This is a genomic window from Pseudomonas sp. Root71, assembly GCF_001429045.1.
GTDB classification, from domain to species: Bacteria; Pseudomonadota; Gammaproteobacteria; order Pseudomonadales; family Pseudomonadaceae; genus Aquipseudomonas; species Aquipseudomonas monachiensis.
Genome location: NZ_LMHY01000007.1, coordinates 55,525 through 70,691, shown reverse-complemented (window position 1 = coordinate 70,691; position 15,167 = coordinate 55,525). Strand labels below are relative to the sequence as shown.

The window sequence follows — 15,167 nt, the reverse complement described above, 5'->3', positions numbered from 1 at the left end:
CCACGAATGTTATGAGGACTCCCATGCGTCTGATCCGCATGCTGTTGCTGCCGGTACTGGCCTTGACCACGCTCCAGGCTAACGCCGATGACAAGGACGTGGCGCGCCTGACCCAACTGCTGGAAAAATCCCAGACCCTGACCGCACGTTTCTCGCAACTGACCCTCGATGGCACCGGCACCCAGTTGCAGGAAACTGCTGGTGAGATGTCGCTGCAGCGTCCTGGCCTGTTCTACTGGCACACCGATGCGCCAGCCGAACAGACCATGATCTCCGATGGCAAGAAAGTCACCCTGTGGGACCCGGACCTGGAACAGGCCACCATCAAGAACCTCGACCAGCGCCTGACCCAGACCCCGGCCTTGCTGTTGTCCGGTGACGTGTCCAAGATCAGCCAGAGCTTCGACATCAGCGCCAAGGAAGCCGGTGGGGTGATCGACTTCACTCTCAAGCCGAAAACCAAGGACACCCTGTTCGACAGCCTGCGCCTGTCGTTCCGCAATGGCCTGGTCAATGATATGCAACTGATCGACAGCGTTGGTCAGCGCACCAATATCCTGTTCACCGGGGTGAAGGCCAACGAACCGATCCCGGCGTCCAAGTTCAAGTTCGATATCCCGAAAGGGGCTGACGTAATTCAGGAATAAGACAGATAACCTGTGGGAGCGAGCTTGCTCGCGATGGCGGCATAACATTCAACAGCAATGTCGACTGACCTGACGCTATCGTCGGAACGCCGCCCGGAGCAAGCTCGCTCCCACAGGGGCTTGCGGTGTTTAATGATTTGGCTGATAGGCAGTGAGGTTTTTTAGGTAACCATGGATCTGTTTCGCAGCGCCCCCATCGCCCAGCCCTTGGCCGCCCGCCTGCGTGCGGCCAATCTGGACGAGTACGTCGGTCAGGAACACGTGCTCGCTCGCGGCAAACCCCTGCGCGAAGCGCTGGAGCAGGGTGCCCTGCATTCGATGATTTTCTGGGGACCGCCGGGCGTGGGCAAAACCACCCTGGCGCGATTGCTCGCGGAAGTCTCGGATGCGCACTTCGAAACGGTCTCGGCGGTGCTGGCCGGGGTCAAGGAGATCCGCCAGTCGGTGGAAATCGCCAAGCAGCAGGCCGCGCAGTACGGGCGCCGCACCATCCTGTTCGTCGACGAGGTGCATCGCTTCAACAAATCCCAGCAGGATGCGTTCCTGCCCTATGTCGAGGACGGCACGCTGATTTTCATCGGCGCGACCACGGAAAACCCCTCCTTCGAACTCAACAACGCCTTGCTGTCACGGGCGCGGGTCTACGTGCTCAAAAGCCTCGACGAAGCGGCCCTGCGCAAACTGGTGCAGCGCGCGCTGACCGAAGAGCGTGGCCTGGGCAAGCGCAACCTGACCCTCAGCGACGAAGGCTTCCAGATGCTGCTGTCGGCCGCCGATGGTGATGGCCGGCGCCTGCTCAACCTGCTGGAAAACGCCTCGGACCTGGCGGAAGACAACAGCGAGATCGGCACCGATCTCCTGCAAAGCCTGCTCGGCGATACCCGCCGGCGGTTCGACAAGGGCGGCGAAGCGTTCTACGACCAGATATCCGCGCTGCATAAATCGGTGCGCGGCTCCAACCCTGACGGCGCCTTGTATTGGTTTGCACGGATGATCGACGGCGGTTGCGACCCCCTCTACCTCGCCCGGCGCGTGGTGCGCATGGCCAGCGAAGACATCGGCAATGCCGACCCCCGCGCCCTGAGCCTGTGCCTGGCGGCCTGGGAGGTGCAGGAGCGCCTCGGCAGCCCCGAAGGCGAACTGGCGGTGGCCCAGGCCATCACCTACCTGGCTTGTGCGCCAAAGAGCAATGCGGTCTACATGGGCTTCAAGACCGCATTGCGCGCCGCCGCCGAGCACGGTTCTCTGGAAGTGCCGCTGCACCTGCGTAACGCGCCGACCAAACTTATGAAACAACTGGGCTACGGCGATGAATACCGTTATGCCCATGATGAGCCGGACGCCTATGCCGCTGGCGAAGACTATTTCCCGGAAGAACTCGACCCAATCCCGTTCTATCAGCCCGTGCCCCGTGGCCTGGAGTTGAAGATCGGCGAAAAACTCAATCACCTGGCGAAACTCGACCGTTTAAGCCCAAGGCAGCGGAGAAAATAGTGCTTCCCTTGATCGTTGCGGTTTCCGTCGGCGGGATGGCCGGCACGTTGTTGCGCTTCGCCACCGGCAACTGGATCAACGCGAATTGGCCGCGGCACTTCTATACAGCGACGCTGGCCGTTAATATCGTGGGCTGTTTGCTGATCGGCGTTCTATACGGTCTGTTTTTGATACGCCCGGAGGTGCCCATCGAGGTGCGTGCCGGGTTGATCGTTGGCTTCCTCGGGGGCCTGACAACTTTTTCATCCTTTTCACTGGATACGGTGCGCCTGCTGGAAAGCGGGCAAGTGCCGCTGGCCCTGGGCTATGCGGCGCTCAGCGTATTCGGCGGGCTGCTTGCCACCTGGGCCGGCCTGTCCTTGACCAAACTTTGATAAACGAGAAACCGACATGCTCGATTCCAAACTGTTACGTAGCAACCTTCAGGACGTAGCGGACCGCCTGGCATCCCGTGGCTATACCCTGGATGTTGCGCGCATCGAAGCGCTGGAAGAACAGCGCAAGACCGTCCAGACCCGCACCGAAGCACTGCAGGCTGAACGTAATGCGCGCTCCAAATCCATCGGTCAGGCCAAGCAGCGCGGTGAAGACATCGCGCCGCTGATGGCGGACGTCGAGCGCATGGCGGGCGAATTGAGCGCCGGTAAAGTCGAACTGGACGCGATCCAGACCGATCTGGACTCGATCCTGCTGGGTATCCCCAACCTGCCGCACGAATCGGTACCGGTCGGCGAAGACGAAGACGGCAACGTCGAAGTGCGTCGCTGGGGTACCCCGACGGCCTTCGATTTCCCGGTTCAGGACCACGTCGCCCTGGGCGAGAAGTTCGGCTGGCTGGACTTCGAAACCGCCGCCAAGCTGTCCGGCGCCCGTTTCGCCCTGCTGCGCGGCCCGATCGCCCGTCTGCATCGCGCCCTGGCGCAATTCATGATCAACCTGCACGTCACCGAGCACGGCTACGAAGAGGCCTACACGCCTTATCTGGTCCAGGCCCCGGCGTTGCAAGGCACCGGTCAGTTGCCGAAGTTCGAAGAAGACCTGTTCAAGATCGCGCGCGAAGGCGAAGCCGACCTGTACCTGATCCCGACCGCCGAAGTGTCGCTGACCAACATCGTCGCCGGCGAAATCGTCGACTCGAAACTGCTGCCGATCAAGTTTGTCGCCCACACCCCGTGCTTCCGTAGCGAAGCTGGCGCGTCGGGTCGCGACACCCGCGGCATGATCCGCCAGCACCAGTTCGATAAAGTCGAGATGGTGCAGATCGTCGAGCCGTCGCAGTCGATGGCAGCGCTGGAAGGCCTGACTGCCAACGCCGAGAAGGTCCTGCAACTGCTGGAACTGCCTTACCGCACCCTGGCCTTGTGCACCGGCGACATGGGCTTCAGCGCGGTCAAGACTTACGACCTGGAAGTGTGGATCCCGAGCCAGGACAAATACCGCGAAATTTCGTCGTGCTCCAACTGTGGCGACTTCCAGGCCCGGCGCATGCAGGCGCGTTTCCGCAATCCGGAAACCGGCAAGCCGGAACTGGTACACACCCTGAACGGTTCCGGCCTGGCAGTCGGCCGCACCCTGGTGGCCGTGCTCGAGAACTATCAGCAGGCCGACGGTTCGATCCGCGTGCCTGAAGTCCTCAAGCCGTACATGGGTGGCCTCGAGGTCATCGGCTAAATGAACTATCTGCCGCTGTTCCATAACCTGCGCGGCAGTCGTGTGTTGGTCGTCGGCGGGGGGGAGATTGCCTTGCGCAAGTCCCGCCTGCTGGCCGATGCCGGTGCGCTGCTGCGGGTGGTTGCACCTGAAATCGAAGCGCAATTGCGCGAGCTGGTTACCGGCAGCGGTGGCGAGTGCCTGCTACGTGGCTACGCCGAGGCGGATCTGGACGGTTGCGGGCTGATCATTGCCGCCACCGATGACGAAACGCTGAACGCACAAGTCTCCGCCGACGCCCATCGGCGTTGCGTGCCGGTCAACGTGGTAGACGCGCCAGCCCTGTGCAGCGTGATCTTCCCGGCCATTGTCGACCGTTCTCCGTTGATCATTGCCGTGTCCAGCGGCGGCGATGCACCGGTGCTGGCGCGTTTGATCCGCGCCAAGATCGAAACCTGGATTCCTTCCACCTACGGTCACCTGGCCGGGCTTGCGGCGCGATTCCGCCATCAGGTCAAAGGCCTGTTTCCGGATGTGCAGCAGCGTCGGGCGTTCTGGGAAGATGTTTTCCAGGGACCTATTGCCGACCGGCAATTGGCCGGGCAGGGCGGTGAAGCCGAGCGCTTGCTCCAGGCGAAAATCGATGGCGAAGCGCCAGTGGCGACCGGTGAGGTCTATCTGGTGGGCGCCGGTCCGGGTGATCCCGATCTGCTGACGTTCAAGGCATTGCGTCTGATGCAGCAAGCCGACGTAGTGCTGTACGACCGTTTGGTCGCACCGGCGATTCTCGAACTGTGCCGTCGCGACGCCGAGCGGGTCTACGTCGGCAAGCGCCGAGCCGATCACGCGGTGCCGCAGGACCAGATCAACCAGCAATTGGTGGACCTGGCCAAGCAAGGCAAGCGCGTGGTGCGGTTGAAGGGCGGCGATCCGTTCATCTTCGGTCGTGGTGGTGAGGAGATCGAAGAACTGGCGGCCCATGGCATCCCGTTCCAGGTCGTGCCGGGTATCACGGCGGCCAGTGGTTGCGCGGCCTATGCCGGGATTCCGCTGACCCACCGCGATTATGCGCAGTCGGTGCGCTTCATCACCGGCCACCTCAAGGACGGCTCCAGCGATTTGCCATGGGCCGATCTGGTGGCCCCGGCACAGACCCTGGTGTTCTACATGGGCCTGGTGGGCTTGCCGATCATCTGCGAGCAGTTGATCAAGCATGGTCGCGCCGCCGATACCCCGGCGGCACTGATCCAGCAGGGCACCACAGTCAACCAGCGAGTGTTTACCGGCACCCTGGCGGACCTGCCACGACTGGTGGCGGAGCATGAAGTGCATGCGCCGACCTTGGTGATCGTCGGTGAAGTGGTGCAACTGCGCGAGAAACTGGCGTGGTTTGAAGGGGCTCAGGGGCAGGTCTGATTACTGCGTTGGCTGTTGCAAAAAGATCGCAGCCTTCGGCAGCTCCTACAGAGGTAAGGTGTACACCCTGTAGGAGCTGCCGAAGGTTCGGGCCGCGTTCGGACGATCTTTTGCTTTTTAACGCTTTTTCCAAACCCATTTCCCGCTCAACCGCTCCCGATCATGGGGCGCGGTGAAGTCCTGCGCCGGACCTTTGGGCACCACACCCGTCGGGTTGATGGTGCGGTGGCTGGCGTAGTAGTGGTTCTTGATGTGGGTGAAGTCCACCGTCTCGGCGATTCCCGGCCACTGATAAATCTCCCGCAGCCAGTTCGACAGGTTCGGATAATCCGCGATCCGCCGCAGGTTGCACTTGAAGTGCCCGTAGTACACCGCATCGAAGCGAATCAGCGTGGTGAACAGGCGGATGTCCGCTTCGGTCAGGTACTCGCCAGCCAGGTAGCGGTTGGCACTCAGTAACTGTTCCAGATGATTGAGCTCGGCAAACACTTCATCGAAGGCTTGTTCATAAGCCTGCTGCGAGGTGGCAAACCCGGCGCGGTACACGCCATTATTGACGGCCGGGTAGATCCGCTCGTTCAACGCATCGATCTCGCCGCGCAGCGGCGCCGGGTAGAAGTCCAGGTCGTTACCGGTCAGATCGTCGAAGGCGCCATTGAACATGCGGATGATTTCCGATGATTCATTGTTGACGATGCGCTTGTGCTGTTTGTCCCACAGTACCGGTACGGTGACGCGGCCGGTGTAGTCGGCGGTGTCGGCGGTATAGCGCTGGTGCATGAAGTCGAAGTGATCGAGCCTGTCGCCGGTCGAACCGAGGGTCTGGTCGAAAGTCCAGCCGTTTTCCAGCATCAACCAACTGACCACCGAAACGTCGATCAGGTTTTCCAGGCCTTTGAGTTTGCGCAGGATTAAAGTGCGATGAGCCCACGGGCAGGCCAGGGACACGTACAGGTGATAGCGCCCGGGCTCGGCCGCAAAACCGCCGACGCCGGTCGGTCCCGGCTTGCCGTCTGCGGTCAACCAGTTGCGACGCTGCGCCTGTTCACGCTGGAACGCACCGTCCTTGCTGCTTTCGTACCACTTGTCCTGCCAGCGGCCATCCACTAATAAACCCATGTTCAAGACTCCTGAAACCCATAATCGATGGAGTCGAGTCTATTCCGATGAGTTCGAACAAAAAGCGCAAAGATCGGGCGCGAATGATCGATTAAATCGATTTGTCCCGCGCCGCCCAGTATTTTTCAGCGGTTTCGAAGGCCTGTTCGCGGCTCTGTCCCAGGCCGCGCAGGGCCAGTGCCATGGTCGAGATCAGGGCCATTTGCGGGTAGCTGTCGACCACATCGCCACGCCAGACCGCTTTCAAATGTTCAGGATCAAGCGAGGCAGGCTTGACGTGACGCTGCGCCGACAACTGCGGCCATTCCTCGTCCCAGCTCTCGCCCCCGGTGGTGCCATACAGGTGACTGTCGGCGTCCGGGTTGATCTCGATCTCGCCGCCATCGCCTTTGACGACGATGGCAGTGTCACCCAGCAGGCCACTGGCATCGCGATGCACGGCCTGGTAACCCGGGTGGAAAATGCTCTGCAGGCCGCAGCGGGCGCCCAGCGGATTGAGAATCCGCGCCAGGGAGTGGATCGGCGAGCGCAGGCCCAGGGTGTTGCGCAGGTCGATCATCCGTTGCAGCTGTGGCGCCCAGTCCATCAAAGGCATGAAGGCCAGGCCGCCGTTATCCAGTGCCGAACCCACCTGTTGCCAGTTGCGGCACAGCGGGATGTTCAATTCGCCCAGCAGTTGCTCGCTGTACAAGCGACCGGCCGTGTGGGCGCCGCCGCCGTGCATGAAAATCCGCACGCCGTTTTGCGCCAGGCACTTGGCTGCCAGCAGATACCACGGCAGATGGCGTTTCTTGCCGGCATAGGTCGGCCAGTCCAGATCCACCGCCAGCGCCGGAGGATTCAGGCGTTCGCGCAAGGCTTCGGTGAAGCCCGCCATCTCTTGCGCGCTTTCTTCCTTGTGCCGCAACAGCATCAGGAATGCGCCGAGCTGGGTTTCCTCGACTTTTTCATCGAGCACCAGGCCCATGGCCTCGCGGGCCTCGACCCGGGTCAGGTCACGGGCGCCGCGCTTGCCTTTGCCAAGGATCCGCACGAACTGGGCGAACGGGTGCTCGGCGGGCGTTTCGAGTGTCAGTGCTGGGTAGTCGGTCATAAGCAATTCGTCGGTTTGGGCAGGCCCGCCAGTTTCGCGGCGAGTTTGGCGGGAGTGCCTTTGAACAGTCGGTTCAGGTGCAGGCTGTTGCCTTTTTCCGGGCCGAGTTTCAGGGCGGTGTACTTGATCAACGGGCGGGTGGCCGGTGACAGCTGGAATTCGGCGTAGAAACTGCGCAGCAGTTCGAGGACTTCCCAGTGTTCGGGCGTCAACTCGATGTCTTCGGCCGCCGCCAGGGCACTGGCCACGTCGGCGGACCAGTCACTCAGTTCGACCAGGAAACCGTCCTTGTCCAGTTCGATGGCGCGGGCGCCGACCGTCAATGCATTCATAGCCAACTGTTGACCTTGTCGTAGTGGATCGACAGTTCGACGAAGGCCGGGTAATCGATAGCTTTGGCCCAGTCTGGAACCGCAAGCGCACGGGCCTGGGCATCTTCAGCCAGCACGAACAGCTTCAGGCCGCGTGCGCTGAGCGCCGTGAACGGCGCGGTGCCTGGCTGCAACGCGTAGGCGGCATCACCGGACAACAGCAACCCGTCGTTGGCGCCGATCACGCGCAGGCAACTGGTCAGGCGTTCGTCGCCGAACGGGGAATGAGACAACACATGCAAAGTCGACATCAGAGGGTGATCACCTGGTCGTAACGGTCAATGAGGGCGGTGATTTCGTGGGCGGCCAACACCTGGGCTTCTTGCAGTGACAGGCCGCTCGGGTCCAGGCCGCGCTGGGTAATGCTGTCGCCGCAGGCAAACAATTCCTCGACACCGAACATCGGCAGGGCTTGCAGGTTGGCGCTCAGGTCTTTCTGTTGCAGGGCCTTGGCGTCCTGGCTGACGGCCAGCTGGAACACGCCGTCATCGAGAAACAGCAGGCCGATCGGCAGGTCGAAGGCGCCCCCGGCCAGCACGATATCCAGCGCTTCCCGCGCGCCCGGGCCGGACCAGGGCGACTGGCGGCTGATGATCAATATGGATTTGGCCATGTCATGCGCCTCCGAAACAGATCAGACGGTCGGCATCCTGCGCGGCGTCATGCAACTGGCCGAGGCCGGACAATTCCCACGGCGCGCCGACGGCAACCGCCTCGCGCTGATAGCGCCGGGCTTCTTCCTCGTTCAACACGCCACGACGCAGGGCAGCGGCGATGCATACCACGCCATCGAGTTGATGGTCGCTGACAAAGGCGTGCCATTGCCTGGGCAAGTCCAATTCATCCTGGGGCGTGACCACGCTGGCGGACGCGTTGTAGACGCCGTCCTGATAGAAAAACAGCCGGACAATCTCGTGCCTGCCGGCCAGCGCGGCTTGGGCGAACAACAGGGCGCGGCGCGAGGAGGGCGCATGGGCGGCGGAAAATACGGCGATGGCGAACTTCATGGTGCACTCGATCAGCGAAACTGCGGCCATGATAAAGCTTTATCGGCGGGGCAGCTAAATCGATGTTGTCTATTCTGGCCCCATCGCGAGCAAGCTCGCTCCCACAATTGTTTCGTGGTGGATTTCAATTTTGTATTCGACACCGATCCCCTGTGGGAGCGAGCTTGCTCGCGATGAGGGCCGCATAGGCACCGCCAAGCTCAGCGCGGCATATACCCCAACTGCCAGCGCCGCGGGATCTTCAACGACAACACCGCGAGCCCGGCAGCCAGCAGGCCGCTGGCATACAACGCCTTGAGCCCCAGGTGATGTTCCAGCACGGCACCGAGTACCGCGCCGGCGAACATGCCGGTCCAGGGGATCAGTTGCACGCGCCAGCCGTTACGGCGCTCGCCGAGCATCCAGCGGCCCAGCCCGCGGCCGAAACGCGACAGGGCGCCGGTGACGTAAGTCAGGCCAACCGGCAGGCCGTTCACTTCTTCCACCGCGGCGTTGAGCATGCCCATTGCGATGATCGCGGCCAGCAGGGCCGGCAGTTGCTCGTCATAAGGCCAGGCTGCGGCGGCGCACAGCAGGGCGGTAATGCACAGCAACAAGGGCAGGGCCCGGCGTCTGCCTAGGCGGCTGACGATAATGCCCAGCGCGTTACCGACGATGAAGGTGGCGACGAGGATCATCAGGCGCAGGGTCAACCCAAGGTCGCCAGCACTGATGGCGACCGCCATCCGGGTGGTATTGCCACTCATGAACGAGACGAAGTCGCCGCTGGCCATGAAGCCGATGGCGTCGGTCATGCCGGCGAGCACCGAGAGCATGGCCACCAGGCTCAGGCCTATGCGTCCGCGCCATTTCTGCGTGTGCAAGTGACCGGGGCTGGCGTGGGTCCTGGCGGTGTTGGGTAGCATCGGCGACGGTATCCTTGAACAGTGCTTAGGGTTTTATCCCATTCAACTCGCAATATTCCAGCCAGTCCATGCCGGCCATTTCCGCTACTTCCCGGTGCACTTCCAGGCGCTGCGCTTCGTACTCCTGGGGTGTGGTGGTGGTTAACTGCAACGTCAATTCCCAGGCGAACAACTGCTGGCGTTCTGCTTCGGCTTCAAACGCTTCGTGCAGCCGTTCCTCGCGATACTGAGCCGCCGATTCACCCTTGGCCTGAGCCAACAGCGGGTTGAGGTGGTCGAGTTCTTCGCGCAACTCGGGGCGCTCATCGAGAAACCTCTTGAGTGCTTGCTCATGCTGCAGTTCGGTTGCCGCCATGGTCGCTCCTTGAGAACGGATTACGAGGATTGCTTCTTGCCAGCCTTGGCCGCTGCCGCCAGGCATTCGAGGGCAAACTGTTCGGTGTAGGTCATCTGGATCGGCGTGGTTTCGCCTTTGACGGTTCTTTCGCCATCGAGGATGTAGCGAATCCGCTTGTCGGTGACGCCGATTCGCTTGGCAATCCAGGAAGGCGTTTGACCGATCTGGCTGATCAGCTTGTCAGCATATTCAGTGCTCGGTTTGTAGAACTCGGCATTAGGTGTCATCAGGTTTCCAGTCAGGGGTGCGATGGAGCGTTATTGGCGCGACAGGGTGCGCGAATCGTTGCGTGCTGTCGCGGTATAAATGCAGTAAAGCAGAACGATACGGGCTGCCGGGGTGATAAAGTCCGCTTTTTCCCGATGAGTGAATGCAATGCGAATTCTGATGGTGGCGCTGGCCGTGACGTTGCTGGCCGGATGCGCCGGCTCGGCAATGAACGAGGCCCGCACCAAGGCCCCGTACAAGACCCTGAACTCGGAAAAACCGGGAAAAGACGTCGCCCAGTGCGTGCAGTTTTCCTGGCAGGACGAAGCCGTGTTCGGCGTCGATGCCGCTGCCTATCTGCAACCGGGGGAGAAGGGCGGCACGACCGTTTACACCCGTTCGGCGGAGTCCTTCGTCGATGTGACCACCGATGCCTCGGGCACGGTGTTGAGCTACTACGCACAGAAAGACGATTTCGTGGCCAAGCGCCGGTTGGCGGCGTTGGCGACTTGCCTGTGATTTGAAGGCTAACGCAAGTCCCTTGTGGGAGCGGGCTTGCTCGCGAAGGCGACTGGTCAGTCAGTATTGATGTCGACTGACCCACCGCTTTCGTGAGCAAGCCGGATCGCCGCGCCGCCGCTCCCACATTGGTTTTTGTTTTGATCAGTAGCTCAGGCGCTTCTGGAAGAAGAAGTGCTTGTGGCCCGGCGGGTAATCGGCAATGTGCCCGATCTCGCTGTAGCCGCATTTCTTGTAGAACCCAGGCGCCTGGAATTCAAAGGTGTCGAGCCACAGCCCGACGCAACGCCGTTCCCGCGCCAGGTCTTCGGCCATCTGCATCAGTTTCGAACCCAGGCCCTGTCCCCGCGCCTGTTCCGGCACCACCAGCAAGTCGATGTACAGCCACTGGTAAAACAATCGGCCATGCAGGCCACCGAGGATCTCGTCGTTGTCGTCGCGCACCAGCAAGGCGATGTGCTCGGGCACGTTACCTTCGGCCCTCGAGCCATTGTAGGCGCGCAAGGGTTTGAGGATGGCCTGGCGTTGTTCATCCGTGGGGTTTTGCGACAATTCGATACGCAGGTTCATGGCTATATCCTTATGGCAGTGAAACCGCAGCCTAGCGTGGTCGCCGCCAATGTTCCATCAGCACAAAGCAGGTTGAACCGTCGCCTGCGCGCAGATGTCACTCATTAGTACGCGTCATTCCAGAGTGCGACCGATGAGGACACGCCGTGAATATCTTCGAAGCCCTGCGCGAAAGCCATGAACGTCAACGTACTTACGCCAAAGCCCTGATCCACACCAGCGGCGACAGCCCCGAACGCGTCGAGGCCTACAAGCAACTCAAGTCTGAATTGCAAGCTCACGCCACGGCCGAAGAGCGGTATTTCTACATCCCGTTGATGGAGTTCGACAACGGTGTCGACCTCAGTCGTCATGGCATCGCCGAACATCACGAAATGGACGAAATGATGGAGGCGCTGGATGACACCGAGATGTCCAGTCCGGCTTGGCTCGTGACCGCGAAGAAACTCTCGGAGAAGGTGCATCACCACCTTGAGGAAGAAGAGCAGAAGTTCTTCCAGATGGCTGGCAAACTGCTCGACGACAAACAGAAAGAGTCGTTGGCCGGACAATACGAGAAGGAGTACAAGGCGCAACTTGACTGAGGGGGAAAGGCTGTGCGTTTTCACTTAACATGTGGACCCTCAGACAAATAACAGGACGCGTTGTCATGTCGAACACGGCCGAGCGGGTCAATATCCTGGAGTCTCAGGTGTTGTCCCACGACTGGTACCTGCTCAAGAAAATCACCTTCGATTACCAACGCAACAACGGCGAATGGCAACGCCAGGTCCGCGAGGTCTACGACCGAGGCAATGGCGCGGCGATTCTCCTGTACAACCGCGAAAATAAAACCGTGGTACTGACCCGGCAATTTCGCTTGCCGGTGTTCGTCAACGGTCACGATGGGCTGTTGATCGAAGTCGCGGCGGGCCTGCTGGAAGGCGCGGCGCCTGAAGACCGCATCCGCGATGAGGCCGAGGAAGAGACGGGTTACCGTGTGCACCATGTGCAGAAGGTCTTCGAGGCATACATGAGCCCCGGGTCGGTGACGGAAAAACTGCACTTCTTCATTGCCGAATACGATGCGAAGTCGAAAGTCAGCGACGGTGGCGGCCTGGAGTCGGAAACCGAAGAACTGGAAGTGCTGGAGTGGGCGTTCGACGACGCGCTCGAAGCGTTTTACCGCGGCGAAATCTGCGATGCAAAGACCATCATGTTGTTGCAGTATGCGGCGATGAAAAACCTCTTCAATTAAACGCAATCTCCCGTAGGAGCTGCCGCAGGCTGCGATCTTTTGATCTTGCTTTTGAAAAGCACAGTCAAAAGATCGCAGCCTGCGGCAGCTCCTACAAGATCAAAAGCCTGGGAACCGTGCGGTGCCAGGCCTTTGCCCACCTTCAAGTGTGAGCAACAACGCCTTCGCCTCAAGCCCGCCGGCAAACCCGGTGAGCTTGCCCGACGCGCCTATCACCCGATGACAGGGCGCCACGATCGAAATCGGGTTCTTGCCATTCGCCGCACCCACTGCCCTGACCGCCGCCGGGTTGCCGATCTGTTCGGCGATCTGGCTGTAGCTGCGGGTCTCGCCGAACGGGATGGTCAGCAGCGCCGCCCAGACCTTCTTCTGGAATTGCGTACCGGCAAAATCCAGCTCCAGTTCGAAGCGATCGCGACTGCCGGAAAAATACTCGCGCAACTGCGCAGCCGTGCGCACCAGGATCGGGTTGTCCGGCGCTTCGCTCATCGGCCCCAGGCGCACTCGCCCGGGTTTGTCGTTTTCCCAGAGGATGGCCGCCAGTCGTGAACCGTTCGCGACCAGCTTCAACTGGCCCACGGGTGAATCCACGGTGGTGCAGGTATAGGTCATGCCAGGGCTCGCGCAAAATTGCTGAACAGGTGTTAAGGATACTGCCTCGACGGGGAGGCGCAATACGTAATCCCGACCATACTTGGCTACGGCTTTTGAAACGTTCCCCTGTTTAATGACAAGAAGAGACCGACTCATGAAGTACGAACCTTTTGCCAAATCGCTGATTGCGACCTCGTTGGCGCTCAGCTGCCTGACCGCCCATGCCGCCTCGGTGGCCCCGGCTACCGGGGAAAACGGCATGGTGGTCACGGCCCAGCACCTGGCCAGCCATGTGGGCGTGGATGTGCTCAAGAACGGCGGCAACGCCGTGGATGCGGCGGTCGCGGTCGGCTATGCGCTGGCGGTGGTGTACCCCGCGGCAGGCAACCTCGGCGGCGGTGGTTTCATGACCATTCAACTGGCGGACGGACGCAAGACCTTCCTCGACTTCCGTGAAAAAGCGCCGCTGGCCGCTACCGCCAACATGTACCTGGACAAGGAGGGCAACGTCGTTCCCGACCTGAGTACCCGTGGCCACCTGGCCGTGGGCGTGCCGGGCACCGTGTCGGGCATGGAACTGGCGCTGTCCAAGTACGGCACCAAGCCGCGCAAGGAAATCATCGCCCCGGCCATCAAGCTGGCCGAAGACGGTTTCGTGCTGGAGCAGGGGGATGTCGATCTGCTGGACTACGCCACCGACATGTTCAAGAAGGACATCAAGGATTCCGGCGCGATCTTCCTGAGCAAAGGCGAGCCGATGCAGGTCGGCCAGAAACTGGTGCAAAAGGACCTGAGCAAGACCTTGCGGGAGATCTCCGAGAAAGGCGCCGACGGTTTCTATAAAGGTTGGGTGGCGGACGCCATCGTCACCTCTAGCCAGGCCAACAAGGGCATCATCACCCAGGCCGACCTCGACAAATACAAGACCCGTGAACTGGCGCCCATCGAGTGTGACTACCGTGGCTACCACGTGGTTTCCGCACCGCCACCGAGCTCCGGCGGCGTGGTGATCTGCGAGATCATGAACATCCTCGAAGGCTATCCGATGAAGGACCTGGGCTACCACTCGGCCCAGGGCATGCACTATCAGATCGAGGCGATGCGCCACGCCTATGTGGACCGCAACAGCTACCTGGGCGACCCGGACTTCGTGAAGAACCCGATTGCCCACCTGCTGGATAAAAACTACGCGACCAAGCTGCGCGACGCGATCAAGCCACAAAAAGCCGCGATATCCAGCGAACTCAAGCCCGGTGTAGCGCCCCATGAAGGCAACAACACCACCCATTACTCCATCGTCGACAAGTGGGGCAACGCGGTGTCGGTGACCTACACCCTCAACGACTGGTTCGGTGCCGGCGTGATGGCGAGCAAGACCGGAGTCATCCTCAACGATGAAATGGACGACTTCACCTCGAAGATCGGCGTACCGAACATGTACGGCCTGGTGCAGGGCGAGGCCAACGCCATCGCGCCCGGCAAGGCGCCGCTGTCGTCCATGAGCCCGACCATCGTCACCAAGGACGGCAAAGTGGTGATGGTGGTCGGCACTCCGGGTGGCAGCCGCATCATTACCGCGACCTTGTTGACCATGCTCAATGTGATCGACTACGGCATGAACATCCAGGAAGCGGTGGATGCGCCGCGTTTCCACCAGCAGTGGCTGCCGGAGGAAACCAACCTGGAAGCCTTCACCACCAGCCCGGACACGGTGAAAATCCTCGAGAGCTGGGGCCACAAGTTCGCCGGTCCACAGGATGCCAACCACTTGGCGGCGATCCTGGTCGGCGCGCCGTCCCTGGGTGGCAAGCCGGTAGGCAAGAACCGTTTCTACGGGGCGAACGACCCACGGCGTAACACCGGGTTGTCGCTGGGTTATTGAGGGTTGTGTCCGGAGGGGGACGGGCTTATGTTCGTCCCCTGATCCATCGACAATTCAAG

At 61.1% G+C, this 15,167-nt stretch carries 20 protein-coding genes; 9 read left to right on the top strand and 11 right to left on the bottom strand.

The window, feature by feature from the left end:
* Nucleotides 1-23: 23 nt before the first annotated feature.
* The 5 genes from lolA (at nucleotide 24) to cysG (ending at nucleotide 5,207) form a co-directional block, all read left to right on the top strand.
* Complete coding sequence (lolA, locus tag ASD95_RS08225; RefSeq protein ID WP_008049385.1) at nucleotides 24-647, top strand: outer membrane lipoprotein chaperone LolA; 624 nt, start codon at nucleotides 24-26, stop codon at nucleotides 645-647.
* 171 nt (nucleotides 648-818) lie between these two features.
* A complete protein-coding gene (locus tag ASD95_RS08220; RefSeq protein WP_056723808.1) occupies nucleotides 819-2,141 on the top strand; it encodes a replication-associated recombination protein A in 1,323 nt (440 codons plus the stop codon).
* A complete protein-coding gene (gene crcB / locus ASD95_RS08215; protein WP_056723806.1) occupies nucleotides 2,141-2,515 on the top strand; it encodes a fluoride efflux transporter CrcB in 375 nt (124 codons plus the stop codon). The genes ASD95_RS08220 and crcB overlap by 1 nt, the downstream gene beginning before the upstream one ends.
* 16 nt (nucleotides 2,516-2,531) lie before the next feature.
* Nucleotides 2,532-3,812, top strand: a complete 1,281-nt coding sequence (gene serS / locus ASD95_RS08210) for a serine--tRNA ligase (RefSeq protein WP_056723804.1) — start codon at nucleotides 2,532-2,534, stop codon at nucleotides 3,810-3,812.
* A complete protein-coding gene (cysG, locus tag ASD95_RS08205) occupies nucleotides 3,813-5,207 on the top strand; it encodes a siroheme synthase CysG (protein ID WP_056723802.1) in 1,395 nt (464 codons plus the stop codon).
* Nucleotides 5,208-5,324: 117 nt separating this feature from the next.
* Here the strand turns inward: cysG and ASD95_RS08200 are convergent, their stop codons facing one another.
* The 9 genes from ASD95_RS08200 to ASD95_RS08160 all read right to left on the bottom strand — a co-directional run bounded on the left by ASD95_RS08200 (nucleotide 5,325) and on the right by ASD95_RS08160 (nucleotide 10,326).
* Complete coding sequence (locus ASD95_RS08200) at nucleotides 5,325-6,326, bottom strand: glutathione S-transferase family protein (RefSeq protein WP_056723801.1); 1,002 nt, start codon at nucleotides 6,324-6,326, stop codon at nucleotides 5,325-5,327.
* A gap of 91 nt (nucleotides 6,327-6,417) precedes the next feature.
* The gene (locus ASD95_RS08195) at nucleotides 6,418-7,419 is read right to left on the bottom strand and encodes a glycosyl transferase family protein (RefSeq protein WP_056723799.1); all 1,002 of its coding nucleotides are present in this window, start codon (nucleotides 7,417-7,419) and stop codon (nucleotides 6,418-6,420) included.
* A complete protein-coding gene (locus tag ASD95_RS08190) occupies nucleotides 7,416-7,751 on the bottom strand; it encodes a TusE/DsrC/DsvC family sulfur relay protein (RefSeq protein ID WP_046037873.1) in 336 nt (111 codons plus the stop codon). The genes ASD95_RS08195 and ASD95_RS08190 overlap by 4 nt, the downstream gene beginning before the upstream one ends.
* Nucleotides 7,748-8,041 (bottom strand): sulfurtransferase complex subunit TusB, encoded by a 294-nt coding sequence (gene tusB / locus ASD95_RS08185; protein WP_056723797.1) that lies wholly within the window; start codon nucleotides 8,039-8,041, stop codon nucleotides 7,748-7,750. Before tusB ends, ASD95_RS08190 begins: the two co-directional genes overlap by 4 nt.
* Entirely contained in the window at nucleotides 8,041-8,403 is a 363-nt protein-coding gene (tusC, locus tag ASD95_RS08180; protein WP_056723795.1) for a sulfurtransferase complex subunit TusC, read from the bottom strand. Before tusC ends, tusB begins: the two co-directional genes overlap by 1 nt.
* Nucleotide 8,404: 1 nt before the next feature.
* Entirely contained in the window at nucleotides 8,405-8,797 is a 393-nt protein-coding gene (tusD, locus tag ASD95_RS08175; protein WP_056723864.1) for a sulfurtransferase complex subunit TusD, read from the bottom strand.
* A gap of 200 nt (nucleotides 8,798-8,997) precedes the next feature.
* Nucleotides 8,998-9,702: a YoaK family protein gene (locus tag ASD95_RS08170; RefSeq protein ID WP_056723793.1), complete on the bottom strand. Its 705-nt coding sequence runs from the start codon at nucleotides 9,700-9,702 to the stop codon at nucleotides 8,998-9,000.
* 25 nt (nucleotides 9,703-9,727) lie between these two features.
* Nucleotides 9,728-10,057: a DUF6388 family protein gene (locus tag ASD95_RS08165; RefSeq protein ID WP_056723791.1), complete on the bottom strand. Its 330-nt coding sequence runs from the start codon at nucleotides 10,055-10,057 to the stop codon at nucleotides 9,728-9,730.
* A 20-nt stretch (nucleotides 10,058-10,077) separates the two neighbouring features.
* Nucleotides 10,078-10,326 carry a hypothetical protein gene (locus ASD95_RS08160; RefSeq protein WP_008049352.1) on the bottom strand — a complete coding sequence of 83 codons (249 nt, stop codon included), beginning with the start codon at nucleotides 10,324-10,326 and terminating at the stop codon, nucleotides 10,078-10,080.
* A 148-nt stretch (nucleotides 10,327-10,474) separates the two neighbouring features.
* Here ASD95_RS08160 and ASD95_RS08155 point away from each other — a divergent pair, with 148 nt between their 5' ends.
* Nucleotides 10,475-10,825: a hypothetical protein gene (locus ASD95_RS08155; protein WP_056723789.1), complete on the top strand. Its 351-nt coding sequence runs from the start codon at nucleotides 10,475-10,477 to the stop codon at nucleotides 10,823-10,825.
* A 144-nt stretch (nucleotides 10,826-10,969) separates the two neighbouring features.
* Here the strand turns inward: ASD95_RS08155 and ASD95_RS08150 are convergent, their stop codons facing one another.
* Nucleotides 10,970-11,395 (bottom strand): GNAT family N-acetyltransferase, encoded by a 426-nt coding sequence (locus ASD95_RS08150; RefSeq protein ID WP_056723787.1) that lies wholly within the window; start codon nucleotides 11,393-11,395, stop codon nucleotides 10,970-10,972.
* Nucleotides 11,396-11,541: 146 nt separating this feature from the next.
* On the opposite strand from ASD95_RS08150, the gene ASD95_RS08145 reads away from it, so the two are divergent.
* Entirely contained in the window at nucleotides 11,542-11,979 is a 438-nt protein-coding gene (locus ASD95_RS08145) for a hemerythrin domain-containing protein (protein WP_056723785.1), read from the top strand.
* A 65-nt stretch (nucleotides 11,980-12,044) separates the two neighbouring features.
* Nucleotides 12,045-12,632, top strand: a complete 588-nt coding sequence (locus ASD95_RS08140; protein WP_056723783.1) for an NUDIX domain-containing protein — start codon at nucleotides 12,045-12,047, stop codon at nucleotides 12,630-12,632.
* Between the two features lie 99 nt (nucleotides 12,633-12,731).
* Here the strand turns inward: ASD95_RS08140 and ASD95_RS08135 are convergent, their stop codons facing one another.
* Nucleotides 12,732-13,244, bottom strand: coding sequence for a methylated-DNA--[protein]-cysteine S-methyltransferase (locus ASD95_RS08135; protein ID WP_056723781.1), 513 nt, complete (start codon nucleotides 13,242-13,244; stop codon nucleotides 12,732-12,734).
* A 136-nt stretch (nucleotides 13,245-13,380) separates the two neighbouring features.
* Here ASD95_RS08135 and ggt point away from each other — a divergent pair, with 136 nt between their 5' ends.
* Entirely contained in the window at nucleotides 13,381-15,108 is a 1,728-nt protein-coding gene (ggt, locus tag ASD95_RS08130; RefSeq protein ID WP_056723779.1) for a gamma-glutamyltransferase, read from the top strand.
* Nucleotides 15,109-15,167 lie beyond the last annotated feature (59 nt).

What these genes read in the sequence shown, in the direction of transcription:
- ggt (WP_056723779.1), top strand. Translation starts at nt 13,381, where the DNA reads ATGAAGTACGAACCTTTTGCCAAATCGCTGATTGCGACCTCGTTGGCG.
- ASD95_RS08200 (WP_056723801.1), bottom strand. Translation starts at nt 6,326, where the DNA reads ATGGGTTTATTAGTGGATGGCCGCTGGCAGGACAAGTGGTACGAAAGC.
- serS (WP_056723804.1), top strand. Translation starts at nt 2,532, where the DNA reads ATGCTCGATTCCAAACTGTTACGTAGCAACCTTCAGGACGTAGCGGAC.
- ASD95_RS08135 (WP_056723781.1), bottom strand. Translation starts at nt 13,244, where the DNA reads ATGACCTATACCTGCACCACCGTGGATTCACCCGTGGGCCAGTTGAAG.
- tusB (WP_056723797.1), bottom strand. Translation starts at nt 8,041, where the DNA reads ATGTCGACTTTGCATGTGTTGTCTCATTCCCCGTTCGGCGACGAACGC.
- ASD95_RS08190 (WP_046037873.1), bottom strand. Translation starts at nt 7,751, where the DNA reads ATGAATGCATTGACGGTCGGCGCCCGCGCCATCGAACTGGACAAGGAC.
- cysG (WP_056723802.1), top strand. Translation starts at nt 3,813, where the DNA reads ATGAACTATCTGCCGCTGTTCCATAACCTGCGCGGCAGTCGTGTGTTG.
- ASD95_RS08195 (WP_056723799.1), bottom strand. Translation starts at nt 7,419, where the DNA reads ATGACCGACTACCCAGCACTGACACTCGAAACGCCCGCCGAGCACCCG.
- ASD95_RS08150 (WP_056723787.1), bottom strand. Translation starts at nt 11,395, where the DNA reads ATGAACCTGCGTATCGAATTGTCGCAAAACCCCACGGATGAACAACGC.
- ASD95_RS08220 (WP_056723808.1), top strand. Translation starts at nt 819, where the DNA reads ATGGATCTGTTTCGCAGCGCCCCCATCGCCCAGCCCTTGGCCGCCCGC.
- ASD95_RS08160 (WP_008049352.1), bottom strand. Translation starts at nt 10,326, where the DNA reads ATGACACCTAATGCCGAGTTCTACAAACCGAGCACTGAATATGCTGAC.
- ASD95_RS08140 (WP_056723783.1), top strand. Translation starts at nt 12,045, where the DNA reads ATGTCGAACACGGCCGAGCGGGTCAATATCCTGGAGTCTCAGGTGTTG.
- ASD95_RS08170 (WP_056723793.1), bottom strand. Translation starts at nt 9,702, where the DNA reads ATGCTACCCAACACCGCCAGGACCCACGCCAGCCCCGGTCACTTGCAC.
- ASD95_RS08155 (WP_056723789.1), top strand. Translation starts at nt 10,475, where the DNA reads ATGCGAATTCTGATGGTGGCGCTGGCCGTGACGTTGCTGGCCGGATGC.
- lolA (WP_008049385.1), top strand. Translation starts at nt 24, where the DNA reads ATGCGTCTGATCCGCATGCTGTTGCTGCCGGTACTGGCCTTGACCACG.
- ASD95_RS08165 (WP_056723791.1), bottom strand. Translation starts at nt 10,057, where the DNA reads ATGGCGGCAACCGAACTGCAGCATGAGCAAGCACTCAAGAGGTTTCTC.
- tusC (WP_056723795.1), bottom strand. Translation starts at nt 8,403, where the DNA reads ATGGCCAAATCCATATTGATCATCAGCCGCCAGTCGCCCTGGTCCGGC.
- tusD (WP_056723864.1), bottom strand. Translation starts at nt 8,797, where the DNA reads ATGAAGTTCGCCATCGCCGTATTTTCCGCCGCCCATGCGCCCTCCTCG.